At 61.4% G+C, this 23,366-nt stretch carries 22 protein-coding genes and 1 pseudogene; 10 read left to right on the plus strand and 13 right to left on the minus strand.

Going from position 1 to position 23,366, the window contains the following annotated elements:
* The first annotated feature begins 1 nt into the window (after position 1).
* Entirely contained in the window at positions 2-2,071 is a 2,070-nt protein-coding gene (locus ACSQ9D_RS12390; protein ID WP_436282467.1) for a hypothetical protein, read from the plus strand.
* A gap of 4 nt (positions 2,072-2,075) precedes the next feature.
* The gene (locus tag ACSQ9D_RS12395) at positions 2,076-2,513 is read left to right on the plus strand and encodes a GNAT family N-acetyltransferase (protein ID WP_436282468.1); all 438 of its coding nucleotides are present in this window, start codon (positions 2,076-2,078) and stop codon (positions 2,511-2,513) included.
* 277 nt (positions 2,514-2,790) lie between these two features.
* On the opposite strand, the gene ACSQ9D_RS12400 is transcribed toward ACSQ9D_RS12395, so the two are convergent.
* The 3 genes and pseudogenes from ACSQ9D_RS12400 to ACSQ9D_RS12410 form a co-directional block, all read right to left on the minus strand.
* Complete coding sequence (locus tag ACSQ9D_RS12400) at positions 2,791-4,782, minus strand: PhoX family protein (protein WP_436282469.1); 1,992 nt, start codon at positions 4,780-4,782, stop codon at positions 2,791-2,793.
* Between the two features lie 162 nt (positions 4,783-4,944).
* Positions 4,945-6,255 carry an MFS transporter gene (locus tag ACSQ9D_RS12405; RefSeq protein ID WP_436282470.1) on the minus strand — a complete coding sequence of 437 codons (1,311 nt, stop codon included), beginning with the start codon at positions 6,253-6,255 and terminating at the stop codon, positions 4,945-4,947.
* A gap of 73 nt (positions 6,256-6,328) precedes the next feature.
* A pseudogene (locus tag ACSQ9D_RS12410) lies at positions 6,329-6,896 on the minus strand (GNAT family N-acetyltransferase).
* A gap of 202 nt (positions 6,897-7,098) precedes the next feature.
* On the opposite strand from ACSQ9D_RS12410, the gene ACSQ9D_RS12415 reads away from it, so the two are divergent.
* The gene (locus ACSQ9D_RS12415; protein ID WP_436282471.1) at positions 7,099-8,085 is read left to right on the plus strand and encodes a glutathione S-transferase family protein; all 987 of its coding nucleotides are present in this window, start codon (positions 7,099-7,101) and stop codon (positions 8,083-8,085) included.
* A gap of 9 nt (positions 8,086-8,094) precedes the next feature.
* Here ACSQ9D_RS12415 and ACSQ9D_RS12420 read toward each other — a convergent pair whose 3' ends face one another.
* On the minus strand, positions 8,095-8,532 hold the full coding sequence (locus tag ACSQ9D_RS12420) for an NUDIX domain-containing protein (protein WP_051970568.1): 438 nt from the start codon (positions 8,530-8,532) through the stop codon (positions 8,095-8,097).
* Between the two features lie 113 nt (positions 8,533-8,645).
* On the opposite strand from ACSQ9D_RS12420, the gene ACSQ9D_RS12425 reads away from it, so the two are divergent.
* The 4 genes from ACSQ9D_RS12425 to ACSQ9D_RS12440 all read left to right on the plus strand — a co-directional run bounded on the left by ACSQ9D_RS12425 (position 8,646) and on the right by ACSQ9D_RS12440 (position 11,783).
* Positions 8,646-9,554, plus strand: a complete 909-nt coding sequence (locus ACSQ9D_RS12425; RefSeq protein WP_037118236.1) for a metallophosphoesterase family protein — start codon at positions 8,646-8,648, stop codon at positions 9,552-9,554.
* A 149-nt stretch (positions 9,555-9,703) separates the two neighbouring features.
* Positions 9,704-10,264: a hypothetical protein gene (locus ACSQ9D_RS12430; RefSeq protein WP_436282472.1), complete on the plus strand. Its 561-nt coding sequence runs from the start codon at positions 9,704-9,706 to the stop codon at positions 10,262-10,264.
* Positions 10,265-10,432: 168 nt separating this feature from the next.
* Positions 10,433-10,939: an RNA polymerase sigma factor gene (locus tag ACSQ9D_RS12435; protein WP_436282473.1), complete on the plus strand. Its 507-nt coding sequence runs from the start codon at positions 10,433-10,435 to the stop codon at positions 10,937-10,939.
* 1 nt (position 10,940) lies between these two features.
* Positions 10,941-11,783 (plus strand): anti-sigma factor family protein, encoded by an 843-nt coding sequence (locus ACSQ9D_RS12440; protein WP_436282474.1) that lies wholly within the window; start codon positions 10,941-10,943, stop codon positions 11,781-11,783.
* A 111-nt stretch (positions 11,784-11,894) separates the two neighbouring features.
* Here ACSQ9D_RS12440 and leuA read toward each other — a convergent pair whose 3' ends face one another.
* Positions 11,895-13,610, minus strand: coding sequence for a 2-isopropylmalate synthase (gene leuA, locus ACSQ9D_RS12445; RefSeq protein WP_436282475.1), 1,716 nt, complete (start codon positions 13,608-13,610; stop codon positions 11,895-11,897).
* A gap of 331 nt (positions 13,611-13,941) precedes the next feature.
* Positions 13,942-15,126 carry a benzoate/H(+) symporter BenE family transporter gene (locus tag ACSQ9D_RS12450; protein WP_436282476.1) on the minus strand — a complete coding sequence of 395 codons (1,185 nt, stop codon included), beginning with the start codon at positions 15,124-15,126 and terminating at the stop codon, positions 13,942-13,944.
* Positions 15,127-15,325: 199 nt separating this feature from the next.
* Here ACSQ9D_RS12450 and ACSQ9D_RS12455 point away from each other — a divergent pair, with 199 nt between their 5' ends.
* Positions 15,326-16,357 carry a MerR family transcriptional regulator gene (locus ACSQ9D_RS12455; RefSeq protein WP_436282477.1) on the plus strand — a complete coding sequence of 344 codons (1,032 nt, stop codon included), beginning with the start codon at positions 15,326-15,328 and terminating at the stop codon, positions 16,355-16,357.
* Here the strand turns inward: ACSQ9D_RS12455 and ACSQ9D_RS12460 are convergent.
* On the minus strand, positions 16,329-17,108 hold the full coding sequence (locus tag ACSQ9D_RS12460; RefSeq protein WP_436282478.1) for a methyltransferase domain-containing protein: 780 nt from the start codon (positions 17,106-17,108) through the stop codon (positions 16,329-16,331). The two genes, ACSQ9D_RS12455 and ACSQ9D_RS12460, sit on opposite strands and share 29 nt — an antisense overlap.
* Before the next feature lie 87 nt (positions 17,109-17,195).
* Positions 17,196-17,783 (minus strand): ATP-dependent Clp protease proteolytic subunit, encoded by a 588-nt coding sequence (locus ACSQ9D_RS12465; protein ID WP_037118244.1) that lies wholly within the window; start codon positions 17,781-17,783, stop codon positions 17,196-17,198.
* Between the two features lie 214 nt (positions 17,784-17,997).
* Between ACSQ9D_RS12465 and ACSQ9D_RS12470 the strand changes: the two genes are divergently transcribed.
* The gene (locus ACSQ9D_RS12470) at positions 17,998-18,807 is read left to right on the plus strand and encodes a DUF2076 domain-containing protein (protein WP_436282479.1); all 810 of its coding nucleotides are present in this window, start codon (positions 17,998-18,000) and stop codon (positions 18,805-18,807) included.
* A gap of 168 nt (positions 18,808-18,975) precedes the next feature.
* On the plus strand, positions 18,976-19,782 hold the full coding sequence (locus ACSQ9D_RS12475; protein ID WP_436282480.1) for a glycosyltransferase family 25 protein: 807 nt from the start codon (positions 18,976-18,978) through the stop codon (positions 19,780-19,782).
* Between the two features lie 76 nt (positions 19,783-19,858).
* Here ACSQ9D_RS12475 and queF read toward each other — a convergent pair whose 3' ends face one another.
* The 5 genes from queF to ACSQ9D_RS12500 form a co-directional block, all read right to left on the minus strand.
* Positions 19,859-20,323, minus strand: coding sequence for a preQ(1) synthase (gene queF, locus ACSQ9D_RS12480; protein WP_436282481.1), 465 nt, complete (start codon positions 20,321-20,323; stop codon positions 19,859-19,861).
* Entirely contained in the window at positions 20,324-21,238 is a 915-nt protein-coding gene (gene emfA / locus ACSQ9D_RS12485) for a CDF family cation efflux transporter EmfA (RefSeq protein ID WP_436282482.1), read from the minus strand.
* 226 nt (positions 21,239-21,464) lie between these two features.
* On the minus strand, positions 21,465-22,175 hold the full coding sequence (locus ACSQ9D_RS12490; RefSeq protein WP_436283828.1) for a DUF2161 domain-containing phosphodiesterase: 711 nt from the start codon (positions 22,173-22,175) through the stop codon (positions 21,465-21,467).
* A 15-nt stretch (positions 22,176-22,190) separates the two neighbouring features.
* Entirely contained in the window at positions 22,191-22,427 is a 237-nt protein-coding gene (locus ACSQ9D_RS12495) for a hypothetical protein (protein ID WP_436282483.1), read from the minus strand.
* Between the two features lie 91 nt (positions 22,428-22,518).
* Positions 22,519-23,313, minus strand: coding sequence for a TIGR02117 family protein (locus ACSQ9D_RS12500; RefSeq protein WP_436282484.1), 795 nt, complete (start codon positions 23,311-23,313; stop codon positions 22,519-22,521).
* Positions 23,314-23,366 lie beyond the last annotated feature (53 nt).

Genomic DNA, 23,366 nt, shown 5'->3' on the forward strand with positions numbered 1-23,366 from the left:
CATGACGGTTGATTTTTCGCCTTTCATCCCTTGGCCGGTCCTGGCGGGTCTGGCAATCATTGTCGTCGCCACCGCCGCCTTTGCCATCTGGCGTCGTGTGCGCGGTGCCTGGATCCGCTCGATTGCTGCGCTTGCTTTGCTGACCGCCCTCGCCAACCCGCTGTTGCTGCAGGAAGATCGCGACCAACTGTCGACCGTCGTGCCCGTCATCGTCGACCGCAGCCAGAGCCAGCAGACGCCTGAACGCATCAAGATGACCGACGATGCCCTGGCGCAGTTGAAGGAGCGTCTCGCTCGCTTCCCCAATGTCGAACCGCGCTACGTCGACGCGACGGAACCGGACGATTCCGACGCACCCTCGACCCGGCTGTTCAACGCGCTTTCCGCGGCTGTCGCGGATGTGCCGCCCGCGCGCATCGGCGGCGCGATCATGCTGACGGACGGCGAAGTCCATGACGTTCCCGGCGTCAACCAGGCACTTGGCTTCGATGCGCCGATCCACGGCCTGATCACGGGTAAAGCCAACGAATTCGACCGCCGTATCGAAGTCGTCAAGGCACCCCGTTTCGGCATCGTCAACGAGGAGCAGCAATTGCTGCTGCGCGTCTTCGACGACGGCCCAAGCCCCGGCGGCACGGCCAATGTCACGGTGAAGCTCAACGGCAATGAGATCGCCACGCTCCAGGCCACGCCCGGTCGCGACACGCCGTTTTCGTTCAAGGTCGAACGCGGCGGCAGCAACGTTCTCGAATTTTCGGTCACCGGCCTTCCGGGCGAGGTTACCGAGGCAAACAACCGCGCCGTCCATGTGATTGACGGCATTCGCGAGAACCTGCGCGTTCTGCTTGTCTCCGGCGAGCCGCATGCCGGCGAACGCGCCTGGCGCAACCTCCTGAAATCGGATGCGTCGGTGGATCTCGTCCATTTCACCATCCTGCGCCCGCCCGAAAAGCAGGACGGCACGCCGATCAACGAGCTGTCGCTAATCGCCTTCCCGACCCGCGAGCTGTTCGTCGACAAGATCAAGGACTTCGACCTGATCATCTTCGACCGCTACCAGCACCGTGGCGTGCTGCCGATCCTCTATTACGACTACATCGCCCAGTATGTGGAAAATGGCGGCGCCCTGCTGATCGCAGCCGGCCCCGAACATGCCGGCCAGGATTCGATTGCGCTGACGCCGCTGTCGTCCGTGCTGCCGGCCGCCCCGACCGGCCAGATGATCGAGAAGGCCTTCTATCCCAGGCTTTCGGAAGAAGGCCGCAAGCATCCGGTCACCCGTGGCCTCGACGGGTCCGCCGACGAGCCGCCTCATTGGGGCCGGTGGTTCCGCAGTGTCGATGTCGAGCCGCCGCAGGGCCAGACGGTCATGGTCGGTGCCGACAACCATCCGCTCCTCGTTCTCAATCGCGCCGGACAGGGTCGCGTCGCCATGCTGCTCTCCGACCAGGGCTGGCTGTGGGCCCGTGGCTTCGAGGGCGGTGGTCCGCATGTGGCGCTCTATCGCCGCGTTGCCCACTGGCTGATGAAAGAGCCAGCCCTTGAGGAAGAGGCGCTGACCGCTCGGGCATCCGGTCGCACGCTGGAGATCACGCGCCAGACGATCGGCGCCAACCCCGGCAACGCGACGGTACGCTATCCCTCCGGCAAGACGGAGACGCTGCCGCTGACGCAAGCCGAGCCCGGCCTCTTCAAAGCCGAGAAGAAGATGGACGAGATCGGCCTCTTCGAAATCAGGAACGGCGAGATGACGACGCTCGTTCACGTCGGCGCGGTCGATGCTCCGGAATTCAAGGCGATGATCTCGACGACCGAGGCGTTGAAGCCCATTGCCGACAAGTCGAAAGGCCTTGTCACCCGCGTTTCCGATACCACCGGCGCGATCAGCATTCCGCCGATCCTGCCGGTTCGTGGCCAGATCCGCGTTGCCGACAACGATCGCATGCAGATCCACCTCACCAACGAAACGGTGCTGAAAGGCATCAACACGCTGCCGCTGTTTGCCGGCTTTGCCGGTGTCGGTATGCTGTTGCTTGCCTTCGGTGCCATGTGGTGGCGCGAAGGGCGCTAGCGGCATGGCTGAGTTTGAGGTAACAGGCTCGCCCGCTGCTGATGATCTCTCGACGATCGGCGACGCGCTCTCGGCGTTCAATCTCGGTGATGTTGGCCCTTCCGAACGCCGGCCGCTGGCGGTTCTCATTCGTGATACCGATGGAAACGTCACCGGCGGCCTTTCCGGCTATACCGCCTGGGGCTGGCTCTTCACGCAGTTGCTGTACGTTCCCGACAAGGAACGGGGCAAGGGCATGGCTGGCAAGATCCTTGCTTTGGCCGAGGAGGAAGCGGCCGCACGCGGCTGCCGCCATGCCTGGATCGATACCTTCAATCCGCAGGCGCTGCGGGCATACCAGCGCCAAGGCTACGAGATATTCGGCGAATTGCCTGAATTCCCGAAAGGCCGCACCCGCACATTTCTGCGCAAGCGTCTCGAGAGCCTTTCAGGGTTAAATTGAAGCGTTCTGCCGGAGCAGGTTTTCATCGGGGCAGAGGCGATTGGCAAACGTCATATCCCGATGTGCGTCCGAGCCGGTCGCCTCTGATCCTGGCGGAAAGTGCCCGGCCCTTCGGGTTGGCTGAAACGGGCCGCCTGATCGACCGGCCGTTAGAGCCAACAGAATGCTTCAGTTGAACGCTGAGCGGCTCTAGACGCCAAAACAAGGTACGCGAACCCGCCAGACGTCGATGCTCCACCGTCGCGACGAACGGTGGAGCGCTGGTTTCTTTCAGCTGTCAGACGGCAATCTTTCCACCGCCGACCTTGGTGATCGCAACGACAGCCGGTCGGACCGGCATGTCATCCTTGAAGTCCGGCCAGCGGGTGGAGAGATCCTCATAGTAGGACGCACGACCGTGGCCCGACCAGTCGTCGCCGCCGTCGCCGGGATGTTGCACGGCTACGAATGCCGTCTCATCGTCGGGCAGGAAGAGCGGGCCGCAGAGCTCGGCACCCACCGGAACACGGTAGAAGAGTTTGGACGTTGCGCGCGCGTCGCCTTCGGTGTCGACGGCCCAGAGACCGTCGGTGCGGCCTGTCGCCTTGTTGTTGTTGCCGTCGGTCGCGACCCAGAGGCGGCCGGCAGCATCGATGGAACAGTTATCCGGCATGCCGAACCAGCCGTTCTTCGTCGTTTCGGTCGAGAAGGAAGCGCCGACGTCTGCGACGGCAGGGTCTCCACACTTCAGCAGCACTTCCCACTTGCCCGAGGTTGCCCCGAAGGCGCCGCCATCCTCGGTGATCTCGATGATATGGCCGAAGGCATTGTCGGCACGTGGATTGGCCGCGTCCACTTGCTCGGGCTTGCGCTTCGTGTTGTTGGTGAGCATCACATAGACCTTGCCATTGACGGCATTGGGTTCGATGTCTTCCGGCCGGTCCATCTTCGTCGCCCCAAGCAGGTCCGCCGCGCGGCGGGTCTCGATCAGCACGTCGGCCTGGCTGGTAAAGCCGTTTTCCGCTTTCAACGGCCCCTGGCCGTGGACAACAGGCAACCACTGCAGCGTCCCGTCCTCGGCGAACTTGGCGACATAAAGCGTCCCTTCGTCGAGCAGGGTCATGTTGGCCGTGCGGTCGTTGGCACTGTAGGTGCCCGACGTCACGAACTTGTAGACATAGTCGAAACGTTCGTCGTCGCCGAGGTAGAAGACGACGCGGCCATCCTTGTCGACGATCGATGCAGCGCCTTCATGCTTCGTGCGTCCAAGCGCGCTGCGCTTCTTCGGGGTCGACGTCGGATCGAGGACATCGACCTCGACGATCCAGCCGAAGCGATTGGGTTCGTTCGGCTCCTTAGCAACATTGAAGCGGTCATAGAAGTTTGCCCACTCATAGGCGCCTTCCGGCACGCCGTAGCGCTTATAGTTCGCCGCCTCCTTGTGATCGGCAGGCAGTTCGCCGGAGAAATAGCCATGGAAATTTTCCTCGGCCATAATGTAGGTGCCCCAGGGCGTGACGCCGCCGGCGCAGTTGTTGAACGTGCCGATTACCTTGGTGCCGGTAGGATCGGCGGACGTCTTGACGCGCTCATGGCCCGCCACGGGACCGGTCAGTTCCGTCTCGGTCACCGAGGTTATGCGGCGATTGTACTTGCCGTCCGGCACGACCTGCCACTTGCCGTCGGCTTTTCGGATCTCGACGATCGTGCCGCCGTGAGCAGCCATCTCGATATCGACCTGCTCTTTGGTGAGCGGCGCCTGCTTGATCTTGCCGTCGGCGATCGTCACCAGGCCGGGGAACATCAAGTGCGGGTTTGTGTATTCGTGATTGACGACGAGGATACCGTGCTGCGACGAGCCATCGATCGGAATATAGCCGACATAATCGTTGTTGTAGCCGAACTGCCGGCTCTGCGCGGCAGCCGACTGCTTCTTCGGGTCGAAGACCGGCGAATCGGAGAAAAGGGCATCGCCCCAGCGCAAGAGAATATCGGCATCGTAACCCGCTGCGACATGGTGGTCCGCATCGACGCCGGCCTCGACTTCAGTGAAGGAGAAAGCCGAGCCGCCCGCCGCGCGAGCCTTTTGCGCGCTCGACAGCGCGATTGGGCTGACAGTCGCGGCAATGGCCGAAACGGCGAGCGATCCTTGAAGGAAACCGCGACGCGAGAAACGCCGGCCAATGATCTCCCCCATGGTGGGATTGTCGCTGCGGTTATGGCCATCGCCGTCGGCATCCTCAAGCTGGCTGGTCGGAAAGATTTGCTTCTGCGAAATATGTTCGGTCATCGAACCACCCCCAATAATATTGACACCACAGGTCCGCTTTAGAGCGCTGGCAAAGTCTAGGGACCGCGCATGACAGTTCTGTGATCAACCGAATTTGAAGTGGCAATGGCGATGCCTGGATGGGCCGCCCGCACACGTTTTTGCACACGTTGCCGGTGCTAGTCAGCCGAGCGCTGCCTGGCGCGTTTCTGCGTCGATCGCCCTCGCGGCAAAGGCTGCCACGACCAGCAGGCCGGCAAACAGGCCGATGGCCAGGCCCAATCCACCTGATACGACGAATGCCATCAGGGACGGAGCAAGCAGCCCGCCGAGACGCGCCATCGCGCCTGCCGATCCCATGCCCGTCGCCCGCGATGCAGTGGGGTAAAGCTCGGGAGTATAGGCGTAAAGCGCGCCCCACGTCCCGAGCAGCGCGAAGCTCATGACCAGCAGCGACGCGCCGACCAGCATGTCGCTTGGAGAAACCACGAAGAGCAGGCACCCGAGCGCAGAAAGCAGGCAGAAACCGATCAGCGTCGGCCTGCGCCCCCAAGCCTCGACGCCATAGGCGGCAAGTGCGTAGCCCGGTACCTGGGCAAGTGCGACGAACACCAGAAAGCCGTATCCACGGACGAAGCCGAACCCGTCGCCGGCCAGCTTCGCCGGCATCCAGGTGAAGACGCCGTAATAGGAAACGGAAACCAGGAACCAGATCGCCAGGATCAGTGCGCTTCGGCGACGAAGCTCTTCGGAGAAGATCCCTTCCGCCACCTGTGGCGTCGCGACGATCTCGTCGTCGAACCGCAGGGGCGCTTTTTGGTGCAGCGCCAGCATCCTGTTGACGATCATCTTGGCCTCGCCTGTCCGTCCGGTCCGAAGCAGGTAGAGCGGACTTTCAGGAACGAAGAAGCGCAGCGTCAGACCCAAAAGTGCCGGCAGTGCGGTGACCGCGAAAATATAGCGCCAGGGATCGGTCACCCCGGCAACGCTCGCAGCCCAGGCAGCCAATGCGACGATCAGCGTACCGATCGCCCAGAAGCCTTCCAGCGCGACCAGCCAGCGGCCACGGCTCTTGGCAGGCAGGAACTCGGCCATCATCGCGTAATCGACCGGCAACGTTCCGCCGACTGCCATGCCGGTCAGGAAGCGCAGAACGAGCAGGCTGGTAAAATCGGGAGCGAAGATAGAAAGCGTGCCGAAAAGCGCATCGCAGGCAACCGTTACGATCAACACCTGGCGCCGTCCGACCTTGTCGGCCAGGCGGCCGAAGGCGACGGCGCCGATGAGCATGCCGAGAAAGAACAGCGTGCCGGTCTGCAGAGCTTGCGGAACCGTCAATCCAAAGGTGGCTGCAATCGAGGCTGCGGTGAAACCGACGGCGAGCACCTGCATTGCATCGGCCGTCCAGACAAGTCCGAAGATGCCGATCAAGCGCCGCTGGAAAGCACCGGTCCCGGCGCGATCCAGCGCCTCGTCCATGGAAATGCTGCTCATGCTCAGCCCTTCAAGTTACTGAAAGATCACGCCAAGCGCGCGCCCAGGCAGAAGGCTCAATACCGCACGCGACCTATTTCCGCCAGCCGATAGTTCCCTTGAGCCTTACATGCGCATCCTCGGCGAGCGGCACCACCAGCACGCGCGCCGGATCGACCGGGCCCGGAAACGTCAGCGCATTGTGGGCAACCCTCTCGAAGCCGAGCGGGCAGTAGTAAGGCGGGTCGCCGATGAGAATGACCGCCTCTGACCCCTTGCGCCGCGCTGCCTCGACGGCAATCCGGACCAGTTCCCGGCCGATACCGCGACCCTTGTGGGACGGCCGAACGGCTAGCGGCCCAAGCAGGTGTCCATTGACCGAACCGGCCTGGACGGGCGTCATTCGTACCGATGCGATCGTCTCCCCGTCATCGGTGCAAATGAAGGACAGTAAAAGGTCGTGTGGCCCCTGCTCGCGGATTCGGGCTGCGGCCCGCGTATGCCGGCCGGGACCGAATGCTTCTTCGTTGATGTGTTCGATAGCAGCGTCGTGCGACGCATCCTCAGTGAGGTAGACCAGATCGTGCTTGTGCATGATGAGACGGAAACCGGATAGACAGAATTGATGGATCTCGAGCACGCCCTTCGGCGTTCGGGAGCATCAGCGTCGTCGTAGGTTTCTCGGTGCAAACATCAAATCGGGTTCCAGAAGTGTGAAAAGGCCGATAGCAGGAAAAATTTCGGTCGTCCAACGGAAATTGAGCGGGAGACCACGCGACGTGACGCTGTGTTCAATCTTTGCCGCCTGCAAAGAAGCAAGAGCTGCGATATGTTCTGCCGCAAGACAATCTGAAGGATCACAACATGGGCATGCTGGTTGACGGCGTCTGGCATGACGTCTGGTACGACACAACAGAAACCAAGGGGCACTTCAAGCGCGCCGCTTCGCAGTTTCGAAACTGGATTACGGAAGATGGGGCCCCTGGCCCTTCCGGTACCGGCGGTTTCAAGGCCGAAGCCGACCGCTACCACCTTTATGTTTCGCTGGCGTGCCCTTGGGCGCACCGCACGCTGATCTTTCGCAAACTCAAGAAACTCGATGATCTCATCACCGTTTCCATCGTTGATCCCCTCATGCTGTCGAACGGCTGGGAGTTCAAGATCGGTGACGGCGCCACCGGCGACCATCTGTTCGGCGCCAAGACGCTATGGGAAATCTACGTGAAGGCCGATCCGCACTATTCCGGCCGCGTGACGGTCCCGGTCCTGTGGGACAAGAAGGCCAACACAATCGTCAACAACGAGTCTTCCGAGATCATCAGGATGTTCAACAGCGCCTTTGATCATCTGACCGGCTCAACGGTTGATTTTTATCCGCAGGATCTACGCGCCGCCATCGATGAAGTTAATACCGTCGTCTACGATACCGTCAACAACGGCGTCTACAAGGCTGGCTTCGCCACGACGCAGGACGCCTACGGTGAGAATGTCGTCAGGCTTTTCGAAACGCTTGACATGCTCGAAGACCGTCTCGGCAGGGGTCGTTATCTCTTCGGCGATCGGCTGACCGAGACCGATTGGCGGCTGTTCACGACATTGGTTCGCTTCGATGCCGTCTATGTCGGCCACTTCAAGTGCAACATCCGTCGCATAGACGACTATCCCAATCTGTCGGCCTACCTGCGCGACCTCTATCAGACGGCAGGCGTCAAGGAGACGGTGAATTTCCGCCACATCAAGGACCACTACTATTGCAGCCACAAGACGATCAATCCGACCGGCATCGTGCCGATCGGCCCGGCGCTCGATCTCGATCGCCCGCATGGCCGTGCCCGACTGGCAGCGGCCTAGCCCTTTGCTCTACCAGACGTGGGCGGGCTCCCGCTCGCCCGCGAGCTCAGCCAGGCGACGACGCGTCGCGTCAGTGGTGCCGGGCGGCAGATCATCGATTGCGAAGAAGCCGCACTCGACGATTTCCCTGTCGGCTGGGCGCGGTGCCGTCTGCTCCACCTGTGCCTTGTAGAAGAGAACATGGTCGCGTCGGCTGGCCGCCGTGTTGAAATAGATGTGAAACAGCTGAGGGCGACCGAGAATACGCAGGTTCCCCTCTTCACGAAGTTCCTTGATCAGCGCCTCCTCGGCAGTCTCATTGCGCTCAAGCCCGCCGCCGGGCATATGCCAGCCGGGCACGTAGCTGTGCCGCACGAGAAAGATGCGGCCCGCCGAATCGAAGCAGGCCGCCCGCACACCCATCGTCATTCCGCGCGCGATCGCGAAATAGACATGCACGATACGCATCAGGACTCGCGACTGCCAGGGGCGGATGGTACCGATCACGCTTTTTCCAATTCCATTAATCCGTTCAAGCAGATGTGTTTGAATTGCAGACTTACTGGGCTATGTGTCGTCGCATGTTCAAGCTCGCGCACATCTCCGATATCCATCTCGGCCCCCTCCCTCGCATTTCCGTGCGCGAGCTCTTCTCCAAACGCATTACCGGCTTTGTGAACTGGCATCGCAACAGGCGCAAGCACCTTTTCGGCAGCACGCTGGATCTGTTGCTCGATGACATACGCGCGAAGCAAGCCGATCATCTGGCGGTCACCGGCGACCTGGTGAACCTCGCGAGCGGCTTGGAGATCCGTGCCGCCGCCGGATGGCTGAAAGAACTCGGCGACCCCGCAGACAATTCCGTCGTACCCGGAAACCATGATGCCTACGTCCCCGGTGCCTACGAAAAGTCGGTGCGTGCCTGGTATGACAATGTGCGCGGTGACCTTGCACCGGCCGAGTGGCAGGAAGACCGCCACGTTTTTCCCTACCTCCGCGTTCGCGGCAAGGTCGCCATCGTCGGCTGCTCGACAGCCGTCGCAACGCCGCCTTTCGCTGCCAGCGGCTTCTTCGGTGAACGCCAGGCCCGTGATACCGTGAACATGTTGCGTGCCGCTGGCGAGGCCGGCCTGTTTCGGGTCGTGATGATCCACCATCCGCCCATTCGTGGCGCAACGTCCTTCTACAAGCGGATGATCGGCATCCGCCGCTTCGGTGCGGTGATCTCCACCGGCGGCGCAGAACTGGTGCTCCACGGCCATACGCATCTGAACACGCTCCACTGGCTGCGCGGCCAGACTGGTCCCGTCCCCGTGGTCGGCATCGCCTCGGCATCGCAGGGGCCTGGAGGGCTGAAACCTCGCGCCGCCTACAATCTCTTCACGATCGATGGCTCTCCCGGCGCGTGGGAACTGACCGGAGAGCGCTTCAGCATCAACTCCATGGGCGACAGCGTGGGCAGCGAAAGTGTCGATATTTTCAAGGCTTAGCGCCCTTTTTGGAATCATCTTGTCGGCAAGCTCACTCAGAAACTCAAAATGACGATATCTTGAATTCGCAAGGCATCCGCGGCCTTGGCAATTGGCGAGCGCCACGTACACTCGTTATCTCTGGACCCATCAATTCACGGAGTCGTTACATGCACTTGGCATCCTTTAGCCTTCGCGGCCTGGCTTTGGCCGGTTCCCTTGCCGTCGCCGTCTCTTCCGCGGCCTTTGCCATTGGCGACGAGAGCGACGAAACGAAGCCGCCGCCAAAGACCGAAACGACGACAAAATGCACCGACGGCAAGGTCTGGGACACAAAGCGCAAGGAGTGCGTGGTTGCGAAGAAGAGCTCGTTTAACGACGACGACCTCTACAAGGCAGCCCGCGAATTCGCCTATGCCGGCCAATACGACAACGCCCTGACGGTGCTTCAGCTTGCCAAGAACCAGAACGATCCGCGCATCCTGAACTACCTCGGCTACGCCAACCGCAAGGCGGGCAGAATGGAACTGGGGATGTCGTATTACCGCAAGGCGCTGCAGGCCGACGAGAACTATGTTCTGGCACGGTCATACATGGGACAAGCTTTGGTGGAACAGGGTGATGTGCAGGGAGCGCGCGTCCAGCTCGTCGAGATCCGGGATCGGGGCGGCGAGCAGACCTGGGCCTACCGCTCGCTCCTGCAAGCATTGAACGGCTACCGCACCTATTGAGGTTTGCCGCACCGGTGCCAGCGAAGAAAAGCTTTGAGAACCCGTGGGATACGCCGCCGGATGCTTGCGAAGCATCAGGTACTTGTTTCATAAAGGACACAGAAGCGATATAAATCGATTTCCTGCTGGGCGTTCTGCCCGAACGCCCATGCACTACTTGGAAAGACCATGCGTCAACCCGTGACGACCATCGATATCAGACGCGATCTGGTGGGCCTTCTGCCCCGGCTGCGGCGTTTCGCGATGACCCTTGCAGGTGACGCAGCGAGCGCCGACGAGATCGTGCAGGCGGCTTGTCAGCGCGCCATCGCCAAAAGCAACCAGTGGAACGGCGAAGGCCGTCTGGAAAGCTGGGTTTACACCCTCGCCCGCCAGCAATGGAGCGATGACCATCGTCGTCGCAAGCCGCATACCTCTCAGAAGACCAATGTGACCGATATCCGTGAGGCGAGCCGCGACCGCGCCTCGCTCATCGAGCCCGATGTCACCCACCGCATGGTTTTTGAGATGCCAGAAGGCACGTCCAGCGTGTTTCTGCTGGTCGTCGTCGAGGGGCGCAGCTATCAACAGACGGCCGACATTATGGGCGTTGCCGTCAACATCGTCGTGTCACAACTCGCGGCGGCGAAACTGCACTTCGCCAGCGTCGCGGACAATTATCCTCACAGGTACTGAATTGCTCGATTTCAAGAAACTGCCGCTCGATGCTCAGCTGACCGCCCTGCTGGACGGTGAGGCGACGCCAGAACAGAAGCAGGAGCTCGAGAGCCGCTTGGCAACCGACGAAGGCGCCAAGCGGCTCTACGACACGCTGCGGCAGGGCGCCGACTTCGGGAAGCACCGTTTCGACGATATTCTCAAGGAGCCCGTTCCCCTTGCGCTCGTTCGGTCGATCAAGAGCGTACAGCCACCGAAGGCTCCGGTTGCTCCGCGCCTTTCGCGGCCTTCGCTGAAGCTTGCGCCGACCGGTCCGCAGGCTCTTGCCGCGGCAATCATCCTGTTCGTTGCCGGGTGCGGCATCGGTTATTTCGCCGCCGGCAGCACCAGCACCGTGCAGTCGGCGCCGCCTTCAACGATGGAAGCCGCCTCGGATTCCAGCGAGTGGTTGACAGACGTCATCGCCAACCAACGCCTGATCGCCCGCCAGCCGCGTCATATTTTCGAAGTGCCGTCGACACAGGCGGAGGAAATTTCCACCTGGCTGACCTCAACGGTCGGCGTTGCATTCCGCGTGCCCGACCTGTCAGATCAGGGCTGGACCTTCCAGGGCGCACGGGTCTTCATCGGCGACGGCCGGCCGGTCGGTCAGCTCGTCTACACGAGCTCCGATGGCGACCTTGCTTCCATCTGCTTCCGCAAGGACAACTTGCCCTCCGAGGCCGACGATTTCAAGGAAACGATCAAGGACGAGGTCGGTGTGGTCGCCTGGCACAATGCCGGCACGTCCTATGTGTTCGTCGGCCCATCGTCAGAAGCCTCGCTCGGCCAGCTTGCAATGCAGGTCGCCACGTCGATCTGAGACGGTCGAGGTAACCCGCCACACGTTGCCGCTAGGTAGCGACGGGTGCGCCCTATTCGCAGCATGTTTTCGCAAAGAGGCGCAGCGGCCGAACCCGCTGCGCAGATCTTGTCAGGCCTTTCCGGCCTTGACCTCGAGCACGCGGTTCGCCGCGGACACGATTGCTTCCAGCGACGCGCCGACGATGTTCGTGCTGATCCCCGCGCCGAAGAGCTTGCCGCCCGGATAGGAGGTCTCGACGTAGGAGATGGCGGCAGCATTAGAGCCGTGCTGCAACGAATGCTCCGAATAGTCCTCGACCGACATTTCGATGCCGAGATAGTGCGAGAGTGCATTGATGAAGCCGTCGACCGGGCCGTTGCCCCTGCCTTCGATGCGCTTCGTCTCACCATTGTCGGTAATCTCGGCAGCGACGATGCGCTGCCCCTTGTGCTCCGGATCGGCGTAGGTGTGGTGGTCGACGAACTTGATGCGGCCCTCGGGCTGGGTCACGTAGCGCTCGATAAAGCGGTCATAAATCTTCCGTGACGGCAGCTCCTTGCCCTCTTCGTCGGTGATCCGCTGGATGTCCTCGCGGAATTCCACCTGCAGGTTGCGCGGCAGGTTGAGCCCGTAGTCCTGCTGCAGGATATAGGCGATGCCGCCCTTGCCGGACTGCGAGTTGATGCGGATGATCGCCTCGTAGGAACGGCCGACATCCTGCGGATCGATCGGCAGGTAGGGCACTTCCCAGACCGGGTGATTGGCGACCTTGATCGCCTTCATACCCTTGTTGATCGCATCCTGGTGGGAGCCGGAGAAGGCGGTGTAGACCAGTTCGCCGACGTAAGGGTGGCGCTCGCCGATCGGCATCTGGTTCGAATACTCGAACACTTCCTTCATGCGAACGATATTGGAGCAGTCGATCTCCGGGTCGACGCCCTGCGTGAACATGTTCAGCGCCATGGTGACGACATCGACGTTGCCGGTGCGCTCGCCATTGCCGAACAGCGTGCCTTCGACACGGTCTGCACCCGCCAGCAGTGCCAACTCGGCAGCGGCGATACCTGTGCCGCGGTCGTTGTGCGGATGCAACGAAATGATCAGGTTGTCGCGATTGTCGAGATTGCGGCACATCCACTCGATCTGGTCGGCATAGACGTTTGGAGTGGCCATTTCGACGGTGGACGGCAGGTTGATGATCAGCTTGTTGTCAGGCGTCGGCTTCATCACCTCGATGACGGCGTTGCAGATGTCCAAAGCGACGTCGAGTTCGGTGCCGGTGAAGCTCTCCGGCGAATATTCGAAACGATAGCCGCCGCCGGCCTTCGCCGCCATGTCGGAGATCATCTTCGCAGCATCGACTGCGATCTGCTTGATGCCCTGGACGTCCTTGGCGAAGACGACACGACGCTGCAATTCGCTGGTCGAATTGTAGAAGTGAACGATCGGACGGTTCGCGCCTTCCAGCGCCTCAAAGGTACGGGTGATCAGCTCCGGACGGCACTGCACCAGCACCTGCAGCGATACGTCGTGCGGCACGTTGCCCTGCTCCACGCACCAGCGCGCGAAGTCGAAATCGGTCTGCGACGCGGACGGGAAACCGATCTCGATTTCCTTGAAGCCCATGTCGAGCAGCAGCTGGAACATCCGGGCCTTGCGGTCGTGGCCCATCGGGTCGACCAGCGCCTGGTTGCCGTCGCGCAAGTCGACCGAACACCAGATCGGCGCCTTGGTCAGCGTCTTGGACGGCCATGTGCGGTCCGGGATGTTCACCTGTGGATAGGGGCGGTACTTGATCGCCGCGTCGGGCATGCCTTTGGTCTGGGAGCCGGTGTTCGTGTCCATGTCTTTTCTTCCTCTTCCCGTCATCTGGCCAGCCGCGTCATAGCGTATCGGGTCTGGCTTGGCGATGACGAATCCGGTGCCAATGCATCCGGTTGATCAGCTTTCGGGATTGGTCACGAGGAGCGATGGCCTGGGCGGGCTTTCGGCCGCCGGGCGCTCCTCAACGGACCCGGCAACCGCGCGTAAGGCCGAGGAGAAGAAGCGAGGTAAGGGCGCGCGTATTGTCGCGGAGCGCGATGCGCCCGCGTGCAATCTGCTCAGAAATCATGACGCCCGTGTTCTTCATGGTCGCGCTTATAGCCGGGGTACAAAAAACTGGCAATCCCTCCGTCTATTTTTTCGCCGCTTGTACAAAACGTGACAATGCCAGCATCAGCCCTCCGCCGAGCAATCCCCAGAATGCGCCCGAGATACCAGCGAAGGAAACACCGGATGCGGTCACCAGAAACGTGATGGCTGCCGCCTCCCGCGATTCCGGCGCCTGGAAGGCGGCCATGGCCGAGCCCGAGAAGGCGCCGACCAGCGCCAGACCGGCCACCGCCTGGATCAGGATCGGCGGCGCCAGGGCCACGAAGGTCGTCACTGCGCCGGCAAGCAGCCCGAGAATGACATAGGAGATGCCTGAGACCAGGACCGCCCAGTAACGCCGCGCCGGATCGGGATGCGCGTCCTGGCCGGCGCACATCGCCGCGGTAATCGCAGCAAGGTTCACCGCATGGCCTCCGAACGGCGCCGACAGGATCGAGAAGAGGCCGGTCACGGAGAAGAGTGGCCCGGGCTTTGGCTGGTAGCCATTCACCTTCAGCACCGCAATGCCGGGAATGTTCTGCGACGCCATCGTCACGATGAAGAGCGGCAGGGCGATGGAAATGAAAGCCGGCAGATTGAAGACAGGGGCAACGAACTCGACAGGGGGTCGCAGCGCCTGTTCGATCGAACCGAGCGCTCCTTGGGGAATGTCCACGCCGAAGGCTACCACCAGCACGAAAGCCGCTAGAGCCGCCGGCACCGCCCAGAGCCGCTTGAACGCGCCGACGACGATCCACGCCAGTACGATCGGCAAGCCGAGTAGCGGATTGAAGCCGATCGCCCTGACCGGTGCAAAGCACAACCCGATCAGCACACCGGCGAGCATCGCATTGGCAAGGGGCGCGGGAATAGCCGCAACTGCCCGGCCGAGCGGCTTGAACAGGCCGGCAACAACGATCAGCAACGCGCAGATAAGAAACGCCCCGACCGCCGCATTGAACCCACCTTCGACCACACCGGTACTTGCAAGAAGCGCCCCACCTGGAGTGGACCATGCGATACTGATGGGCACGCGCGTCACAGTGCTGAGCACGATCGCGCAAAGCCCCAGCGAGATCGACAGCGCCATAAGGCCCGACGCGGCCTGCGCATCCGTCGCGCCGACACTCTTCAGGCCATGCAGCACGACCGCGAAGGAGCTGGCAAATCCCACGAAAGTGGTGAGAACGCCCATGAACAGGGTTTGCACGGAGAAGTCTTTAAGCATGGCGGGACTCGAACTGAATGCAACTGCCGCATGGAGCATTAGACGCGGAAAGAACACAAGTCCGCGACGGCCAAGTTCCGTTCTCCTGCACCATCGAGCCGTCTCGCAAAAGAGACGCTGCCAATGGTCGAAATACTGTTGACCTGTCCCCTGGGGCTGCCCCGATAAGCAGGGCGACAAACAACCAACGAGGTGAGTCGTGGTTCATTCCGCACATTTTTTGAGCCCGCGCGAGGCGGCAGCGCGGCTAGGCATCTCCATCAAAGCGCTGCGGATCTATGAGCAACGCGGCCTCGTCGCCCCGCTGCGCACATCTTCGGGCTGGCGCGCATACGGGCCGGATGAGATGGCACGCGCTGGCGAGATTGTGGCATTTCGCGCACTCGGCCTCAGCCTCACACAGATTGCGCAGGTTCTGAAGGGTGATCGCGGCGGCCTCGAACAAGTACTCGCCTTGCATCAGGCATCACTGGAAAACGGTGTGCAACGGCTCATCGAAACGATCGGCCGCGTCGCGACGTTGCGCAGGGCCATCGCCGCGGGCCACACCCCGTCGTCTGCCCAACTGGCCTCGATCGGGCCAACGTCTCCGGTTCTTGCCGTCTTTGGACTGCCTTGGCCATGGGGCGGTGAACGTTTTGAACTGCGAGACGTCAAGGCTTTGAACTACATCATCGGTCCGCTTGGAAGCGGCAAGACGCGGCTTGCCCATGCCATTGCTGACGCGTTGCCGGATGCCCGCTTCCTCGGCCTTGATCGCGCAGCCGCGACGAGCGCCGATATCGATGCGCGGTTGGATATCGATCCGCCATCGAAGGCGCGGGTCCTGCAAGCCCTCGACTGGCTTGTCGATGAGGGCGCCACCGCCTCACTCGCCTTGAAAGCGCTTCTCGCCGAATTGGAGGCTGAGCACCAGGGAACGCTCATCATCGACATGATCGAGCAGGGATTGGATCAGGCCACGCAGGAAGCCTTGATTTCCTACCTGCGCAATCGTCCGGCAACCCAGCGCACTCTTTTCATGCTGACGCGTTCGAAGATGATCCTGGATCTCGGCGCCGTGACACCGAATGAAGCAATCATCTTTTGTCCGGCCAACCATAGCCCACCGATGACCGTGCAACCCTATCCCGGGGCGCCGGGCTATGAGGCGGTCGCAACCTGCCTGGCGTCGCCGGATGTGCGTGCGCGCACGGAAGGCGTCATCGCCTGGCGGCCCGCGGTCGCTTGACAGCGGGCCTTGCTTCCTGAGTTACGGCGCGCCGGACGACGAAGATCATCTCCTCGGACTTTCGCTCGTCGAAAGGTTGGCGATCCCAATCGCCGTAAACGGCGTCGGCGCGCAGCCCGGCAGCCTCCAGGTGCCGCTCGATATCGTTGCGCGACAGAAACAGCAGCTCGCTTTCTGAGACAAGCGTCTCTTCGGGGAAATGATAGCGGGTTTCGAAATGGGCCCGCCCTTCCTCGTAAGAGACCACGTCGCGCGTCTTACGAACGACAAGCCCGTCGTGAATGAGCTCGAACACACCGCCGTCCCAACGTGCTTTCCAGTCTATTTTGGGATTGCGAGACTCAAAGACGATCCGGCCGCCATGCGCCAGATGCTCGCGCATGACGGCAAAGGTTGCGAGGATGGCGTCCTCATCGAGCAATACCTGAAAGGCATGGCCGGTCATGATGATCAGATCGAAGCGTTTTTCAGATCGAAAGTCCTGTGAGCAACACTCTACCCACTCGATGCTGCCGCCATTCGGTTTGCGTCCAGCGATATCGAGCATCCGTGCTGAAGGATCGGCGCCGGTCACGTCATGGCCACCTGCCGCGTAGGCATCGCAGATCAGCCCGGTGCCGCAGCCAAGATCGAGAATTGACTTCGGCCCGCCCTGCGCCAGCGAGAGATAGAAATCCCGATCCTTCGACCAACCGCAGGCAAGGTCATAAAGGGCTGCCAGACGCGGATGCTCATAGTGTAGATCGGGCATGTCGAAACCCCGCTTACCTCGGCTCTGGAAACAAAAAACGCCCTCACCCGCCATCCGGCAAGCAAGGGCGCGTCTCATAGCACGAAATCAGATCTCGGAGTGCGACGTTACAATGCGAGAAACGAGGCCGTAAGCCTTGGCTTCTTCTGCAGACAGCCAGTAGTCGCGGTCGGTATCGGCAGCGATCTTCTCGTAAGGCTGGCCCGTGGCCTCGGACATGATCTTGTTCAGACGCTCGTTCATCTTGATGATCTCGCGAGCCTGGATTTCAATGTCGGATGCCATGCCGCGCGTGCCGCCGGACGGTTGGTGCAACAGGAAGCGCGTGTTCGGCAGGCAAATGCGCTGTTCCTTCGGCGCCGCGACATAGATCAGCGCGCCGGCCGATGCGACCCAGCCCGTTCCGATCATCCAGACCTTCGGCTTGATGAACTTGATCATGTCATGGATCGAATCGCCGGATTCGACATGACCGCCAGGCGAGTTGACGTAGATACGAATGTCCTCGTCATTGGCCGCGGAAAGCGCCACAAGCTGCGTGCAGACCTTCTGCGCGAGTTCCTGCGTGATCGGCCCGTAGATGAAGATCGAACGCGACTTGAAAAGGTTCGCCTCCGTTTCCTTGCCGAGCGGCAGTTCCTTCGTCTTGTCGTCCTGTTCTTCTTCTTCGTACATTCGAACCTCTCTTACGTCGAATTCGGGTTCCCCGCACATAGTGCGACTCCATGCGTAAAACAATGCGGGAAAAAGACAAGCCACGGAACGGATGAAGATATGGTTAGGTCGCCCGGCGGCTTACCGAAATGTAACTTGGCGCGGCTTTGAAAAGTCGAAATCCGTTCCTACGTCATCCCTAGGCGCAAATCGCCAGCAACAAAGGAGACCGGCCATGTCACCTGAAGAACGCCAATTGTTGACCGCCCTTTTCGAGCGCGTCCGCACCGCATCGGCAACGCCGCGTGACCATGACGCCGAAGCGCTGATCGATCAGGGAACGCGCGAGCAACCGTATGCCACCTATTATCTGGCGCAGGCTGTGATCGTGCAGGAAAAGGGCCTCGAAGCGGCGGCCAATCACATCAAGCAGTTGGAAGAGCGCATTCGTCAGCTCGAAGCCGACCAGAGCGAATATCACAAGGCTGAACAGGGCGGCGGCTTCTTGAGCTCGATCTTCGGCAGCAGCCAGAGCCCGCAGCAGCCGGCGCCTCCCCCGCCTTCCTCAGGCCCATGGGGAAGCGCCCCGCGCCAGCAGATCCAGCAGGATCGCGGCTTCGACACGGCCCCGCGCGCCATGCCGCAGCAACCGACCGGACCCTGGAGCCCGCAGGCGGCTGCGCCTTCGGCCGGCGGCAGCTTCCTACAGGGAGCGCTCGGCACCGCGGCAGGCGTTGCAGGCGGCATGCTGCTTGCCAACTCGCTGAGCGGGATCTTCGGGAGCCACATGTCGTCGCTTGGCTGGGGTTCACCGCTTGCCGGCAACAATCCCTTCGGCAACGCGCCGAGCGAAGAGACCGTCATCAACAACTACTTCAGCAACGACGGCGACAAGCAGCAGGCAGCTGACAACACCACAGGCAACGATAACAGCGACGCCAACGACGCTGCCGGTCTGCAACAAGCAGACTACGACCCCAACGATGACGCCTCTGCCGATGACGATCAATCCGGTTCCGGCAATGACGACAGCTTCAACGTCTGAGGCGGTCTGGTTGCCTTCGCTTGATGCCAGTCTGTCGGTCGCGGTGCACGACGATGCTCCCATCCGCTATGGGATGTATATGAGCAACCGACAGATCAACCTTGACGATAGGGGCAGAGTTCTCGATAAGGTCGGAAGCGTTATGACCGTTTAGCAGGCAAGAGCGTCGTGAATATCCTTATTATCAGTCGCAGGTCAGAGCACGAGAGAAGGCATTTTCAGTCTCAACAGATGGCGAGACTTGGATTGGAGTATCGTTTTCTTGATGCGTTTGAAGCAAGCGACCTATCGCCCGAAGACTGCCAGGGAGCCGCGAACAACTGGCCAAGTCCGACGCTTCGCCAGGACATAGCCTGCTTCACCTCGCATAGAATGGCATGGAACGCCGTCGTAGAGCGAAACGAAAAGACAATCATACTGGAAGATGATGTCGTCCTTTCGAGTGATATTGCCGACGTGATAACGGCTATCCGCGACCGAGATGACGACTGGAATTGCGTCTACGATCTGGAGTTTGTCCCTCAGCCCCACATCGTGGCAAAATCGCCGCTTTGGATCGATGATCGCAGCGGCCACAAGGCAACGCGCGTCTTTCAAAATCGGCTCGGCCTGGCTGGCTATGTCATCGGCCCGCAAGCAGCCACCAGAATGCTTGAGGATACGAAGAAGTATGCGCTGGTCGACGCGCATTTCTGGCATCGATCATGGGTGGCGGCCCTTCAGATCGAACCAGCTCCGGTCGTCCAGCTGCGTTTTATCGGCGACAGCACGGTTAGGGCGGCGCCCTTCCTTCGGACATCCCAAGACGATGCATTCAGGCCAAAGAGCAAGCTGCGCAAGCATTTCATGCGCTTGCGTCTCGAGCTCGTGAAGGCGCGCAATCTTATGCGAGCCGCCCATTCTCGAAGCGAGAAGCGCCATATCCGCATGGATCGCGCCAAGTTCACACTCGCGCCCGACCACGACAACGTTTGAATTCCGTCCCAGCCAAATCACCCCAGCCGCCATCCGTTTGGCGGCGGGATAACGGTGCTGTTGATCAAACGGACGCTCAGCCGCGACCGCGATAGGTCGCAACGCCCTGGTCGGGCAGCCACACGCCCTCCGGCGGCTTGCCGGTCTGCCAGAACACGTCGATCGGAATGCCACCGCGCGGATACCAGTAGGCGCCGATCCTCAGCCACCTCGGATCGAGCAGCTCGACCAGCCGCTTGGCGATATAGATCGAGCAATCCTCGTGGAAGGCGCCGTGGTTGCGGAAGGCATGCAGGAACAGCTTCAGCGACTTCGATTCCACCAGCCAGTCGTTCGGAATGTAGTCGATCACGATGTGGGCGAAATCGGGCTGCCCCGTCATCGGGCAAAGCGACGTGAACTCCGGCGCAGTGAAGCGGACGACATAGTCGGTGCCGGCGTGGCTCGACGGCACCCTTTCCAGCACCGCTTCCTCAGGTGATTTCGGAGATTCTGTGTGGCTGCCCAGCATGGACAGGTTGGATACGTCTGTGGTGGGCATTCAAGCCTCCTTGATGACTTTGACGCGGATGCCATGGGCTTTTTCACCCTCAGGCTCAACGTGGATGGCGATGCTGGAGCCCGGATGCGCTGCGCGGATGGCATCTTCAAGGCGGTCGCAGATATCGTGCGCCTGCCTTACAGACAGGGCGGCCGGCACGACAAGGTGAAAATCGACGAAGGTGACCGTGCCGGCGCGGCGCGTCTTCAGGTCGTGCACGCCGATCGAGCCCGCGGCGTGCGTGGCGATCGCCTGCTTGATCGCCTCTTCCTCTCCGGGTTCGACGGCCTGATCCATCAGCCCGCCGACAGAATGCCAGATCACCTTCCAGCCCTGGTAGAGAATGTTGATGGCGACCAGAATGGCGAGCACTGGGTCGAAGATCGCGTAACCGGTGGCCAGCGCCAGCAGCAGGCCGGCGAGAACACCGACGGAGGTGACGACGTCGGACATGATGTGCTGACCATCCGCCGTCAGCGCCGCGGATCGGTACTTGCGTCCGGTCTTGATCAGCAGCTGCGCCCAGACCGCATTGATGATGCCGGCGACAAAGTTGATCGCCAGGCCAAGCGCCGGCGCATCCAGCATCCGCGGATCTGAGAGATGCCCGATCGCCTCATTGACGATCAGCAGCGCCGCCACGACGATCAGTGCGCCCTCGGTCACCGCCGAAAAATATTCCGCCTTGTGATGGCCGAAGGGATGATCGTGGTCGGCCGGTTTCTGCGCATAGCGGATGACGAAGAAGGCGATGAAGGCGGCAACGACGTTCACCGTCGATTCCAGCCCGTCCGACAGCAACGCCACCGAGCCTGTCACCCACCATGCGACCATCTTCAAGCCCATGACGCCGAGCGACATCGGGATACCCCAGAGCGCCAGCCGCCGAACCGTAAGACTGCCCTTTTCGTTCATCTTCATCCCCTGCGCAGACATCGGTGCGGATGCGAATGAATTGCAGAAACCAGCCCATTCAAACGCAAAACCGCCCGCGCGAAAATCGCACAGGCGGCCCATGAGGCTCATATGTGTGATGATACCTATTTTGTCAAACCGGATCAGCAAGAAAGATTTCGACGGATCGCCGTCGCAAACGGCGATCCTGACCGGTCGACGCGAATGCCGGCCGCGACCTCGGTCGCTAAGTAGTCTCGGCCGGGCTTGAGGACGTCGATACTGCCGCACTTTCGGCTGTGAAACTGATCGATTGCGGCCAACGGAGGAGTGCCGCTTCGCCGGCTGGCGTCAGCGCATAGACACCCTTCTCCCGGCGCTCGAACCAGCCATATACGTTGCCGAGCAGGATGTTCCCCGCATCCGAGGCCAGCGCCTTCATGTCGCGCGGCCGCACGAGCCCTTGGCTGAGCGCCGCGGCGCAGATGAGCGCCCGCTGGCGATAGGCCGTCATGATCGGCGCACGCGAGCCGCCGCCGACGGCCGGATCGCCGCGTCGGCGCTGATGTTCCTTGACGAGCCGCGACCGGCGCTTCGGATTGGTGCGCGGCATCGGCGAGACGGAACTGACGATGACGATGACGTCCCCGGTATCGGAAACGCCGAGCATGCCGATCCCCAGCCGACGGCAAAGATCGCGATAGCGCTTGTCGGCCTCGCGGCCTCGTCCCTTGGCGGAAACGCGAGCCGCAATCCACACTTCATCACTCATCGCAGCCCGATCGACCGCCTGCAGGACAAGCTCAAGGTTGAAGCTGAGCTTCAGCTCACACACCACGACGACAGGCGGCCCACCTTCGCTCAAGCCGACGAGATCGCATCCGCCGATCTCGCCTTTGACGACATAGCCCGCCGCCTCCAGGAAGCCTTTCACCGGCAGGTAGAGCGAGGTTTCCATCATGACTCGAGGTTATCAGGCGTTGATATCGGCGATGTCGCCGTGCCGGACAAGCAGCCGCGGCGACGACATATCGCCGGTCTCTTCGTCGACCATCACGGCATAGGCCGCGACGCCGACGAAACGCGAGGCCATGGAGGTGGCAATCTTCTCGGCGCTGATGGCATTCGATGCCTGGCGCATCTCGCCCGGCACCAGATTGCCCCGGTTCTTGCGGTAAGGGAGCACGATAAACTTCTCAGCATTGGCCACGGCGATATTCCTGATTGATCGTTCCCGAAATGTTCTGATTTGTTGCAGGATGTCAATCAGAACCTGCCGGCTCTCGTCGCTGGTGTCTGAACTACACACTGTCAAGCCGATACAAGACCAAGAGGGCGGCGGTTGGCACCGCCAAGGGGGCAGCCGCGCAAGATCGCAGTTCACGGCAGATTGCGGGGGCGGCTTGGTGAGAAAATGCGGCCTGATCATTGTGGAGCCAGAGGGAAGCTCTGAGCATCCACGGCAGCGCCGTCCACCACCCGGAAACGAGACCGGCCTGACGCAACGCCGTGGCAGTCCAGGTGTTGCACCCAAAGAAGGCATTGAAATAGCCCTCGGCTTCAAAGAAGGCGTCGTTCTCTCCATAGGAGAATCCGGCCAGCGGCATCGGCTTGCCGACCTGCTTCGCGAAACTGCCGAGAACGAACCCGAGCAGGCGCCGGTATCCCTCCTCGCCGACATCGACTGCCATGACGCTCGGGTGATCGAGCTGAATGTCGCCGGCCAGCGAAACATGCATCACCGAATTGTCGAGGCTGAAGCTCTTGAAGACCGGCATCGCCTTCAGGTCTGCCCAGGTCGGCGTTTCCGTATAGAATGACCGGCCTCCCCATCCGAAGATGATGTAGCGAAGGTTCGGGTCGTCCAGATCAAGGGCGCCGTCACGAAGGAAGCCGAAGCGCGCAAGAATGTCGGCGTCAACCGGCACGGCGATGTCGCTGTGGATCGGATTGCTGAGGACGAGGATGCGGTGGCGAACGCCTCCCGGCGTCGGATCGTCGCGCCAGATCGGCCTTGGCAAAACGATGCCGGCCGCAGTTGCCGCAGCGATTAGCACGATGACGATCGCGAATGACTTCAGGATCTTCGGGAGCACGCGGCCATCCATAGCTGAAAGAGCAGTGGATGCTTAACAGCCATTGTGGCAAT

Source organism: Rhizobium sp. LjRoot258 (genome assembly GCF_964254185.1).
Classification (GTDB): domain Bacteria; phylum Pseudomonadota; class Alphaproteobacteria; order Rhizobiales; family Rhizobiaceae; genus Rhizobium.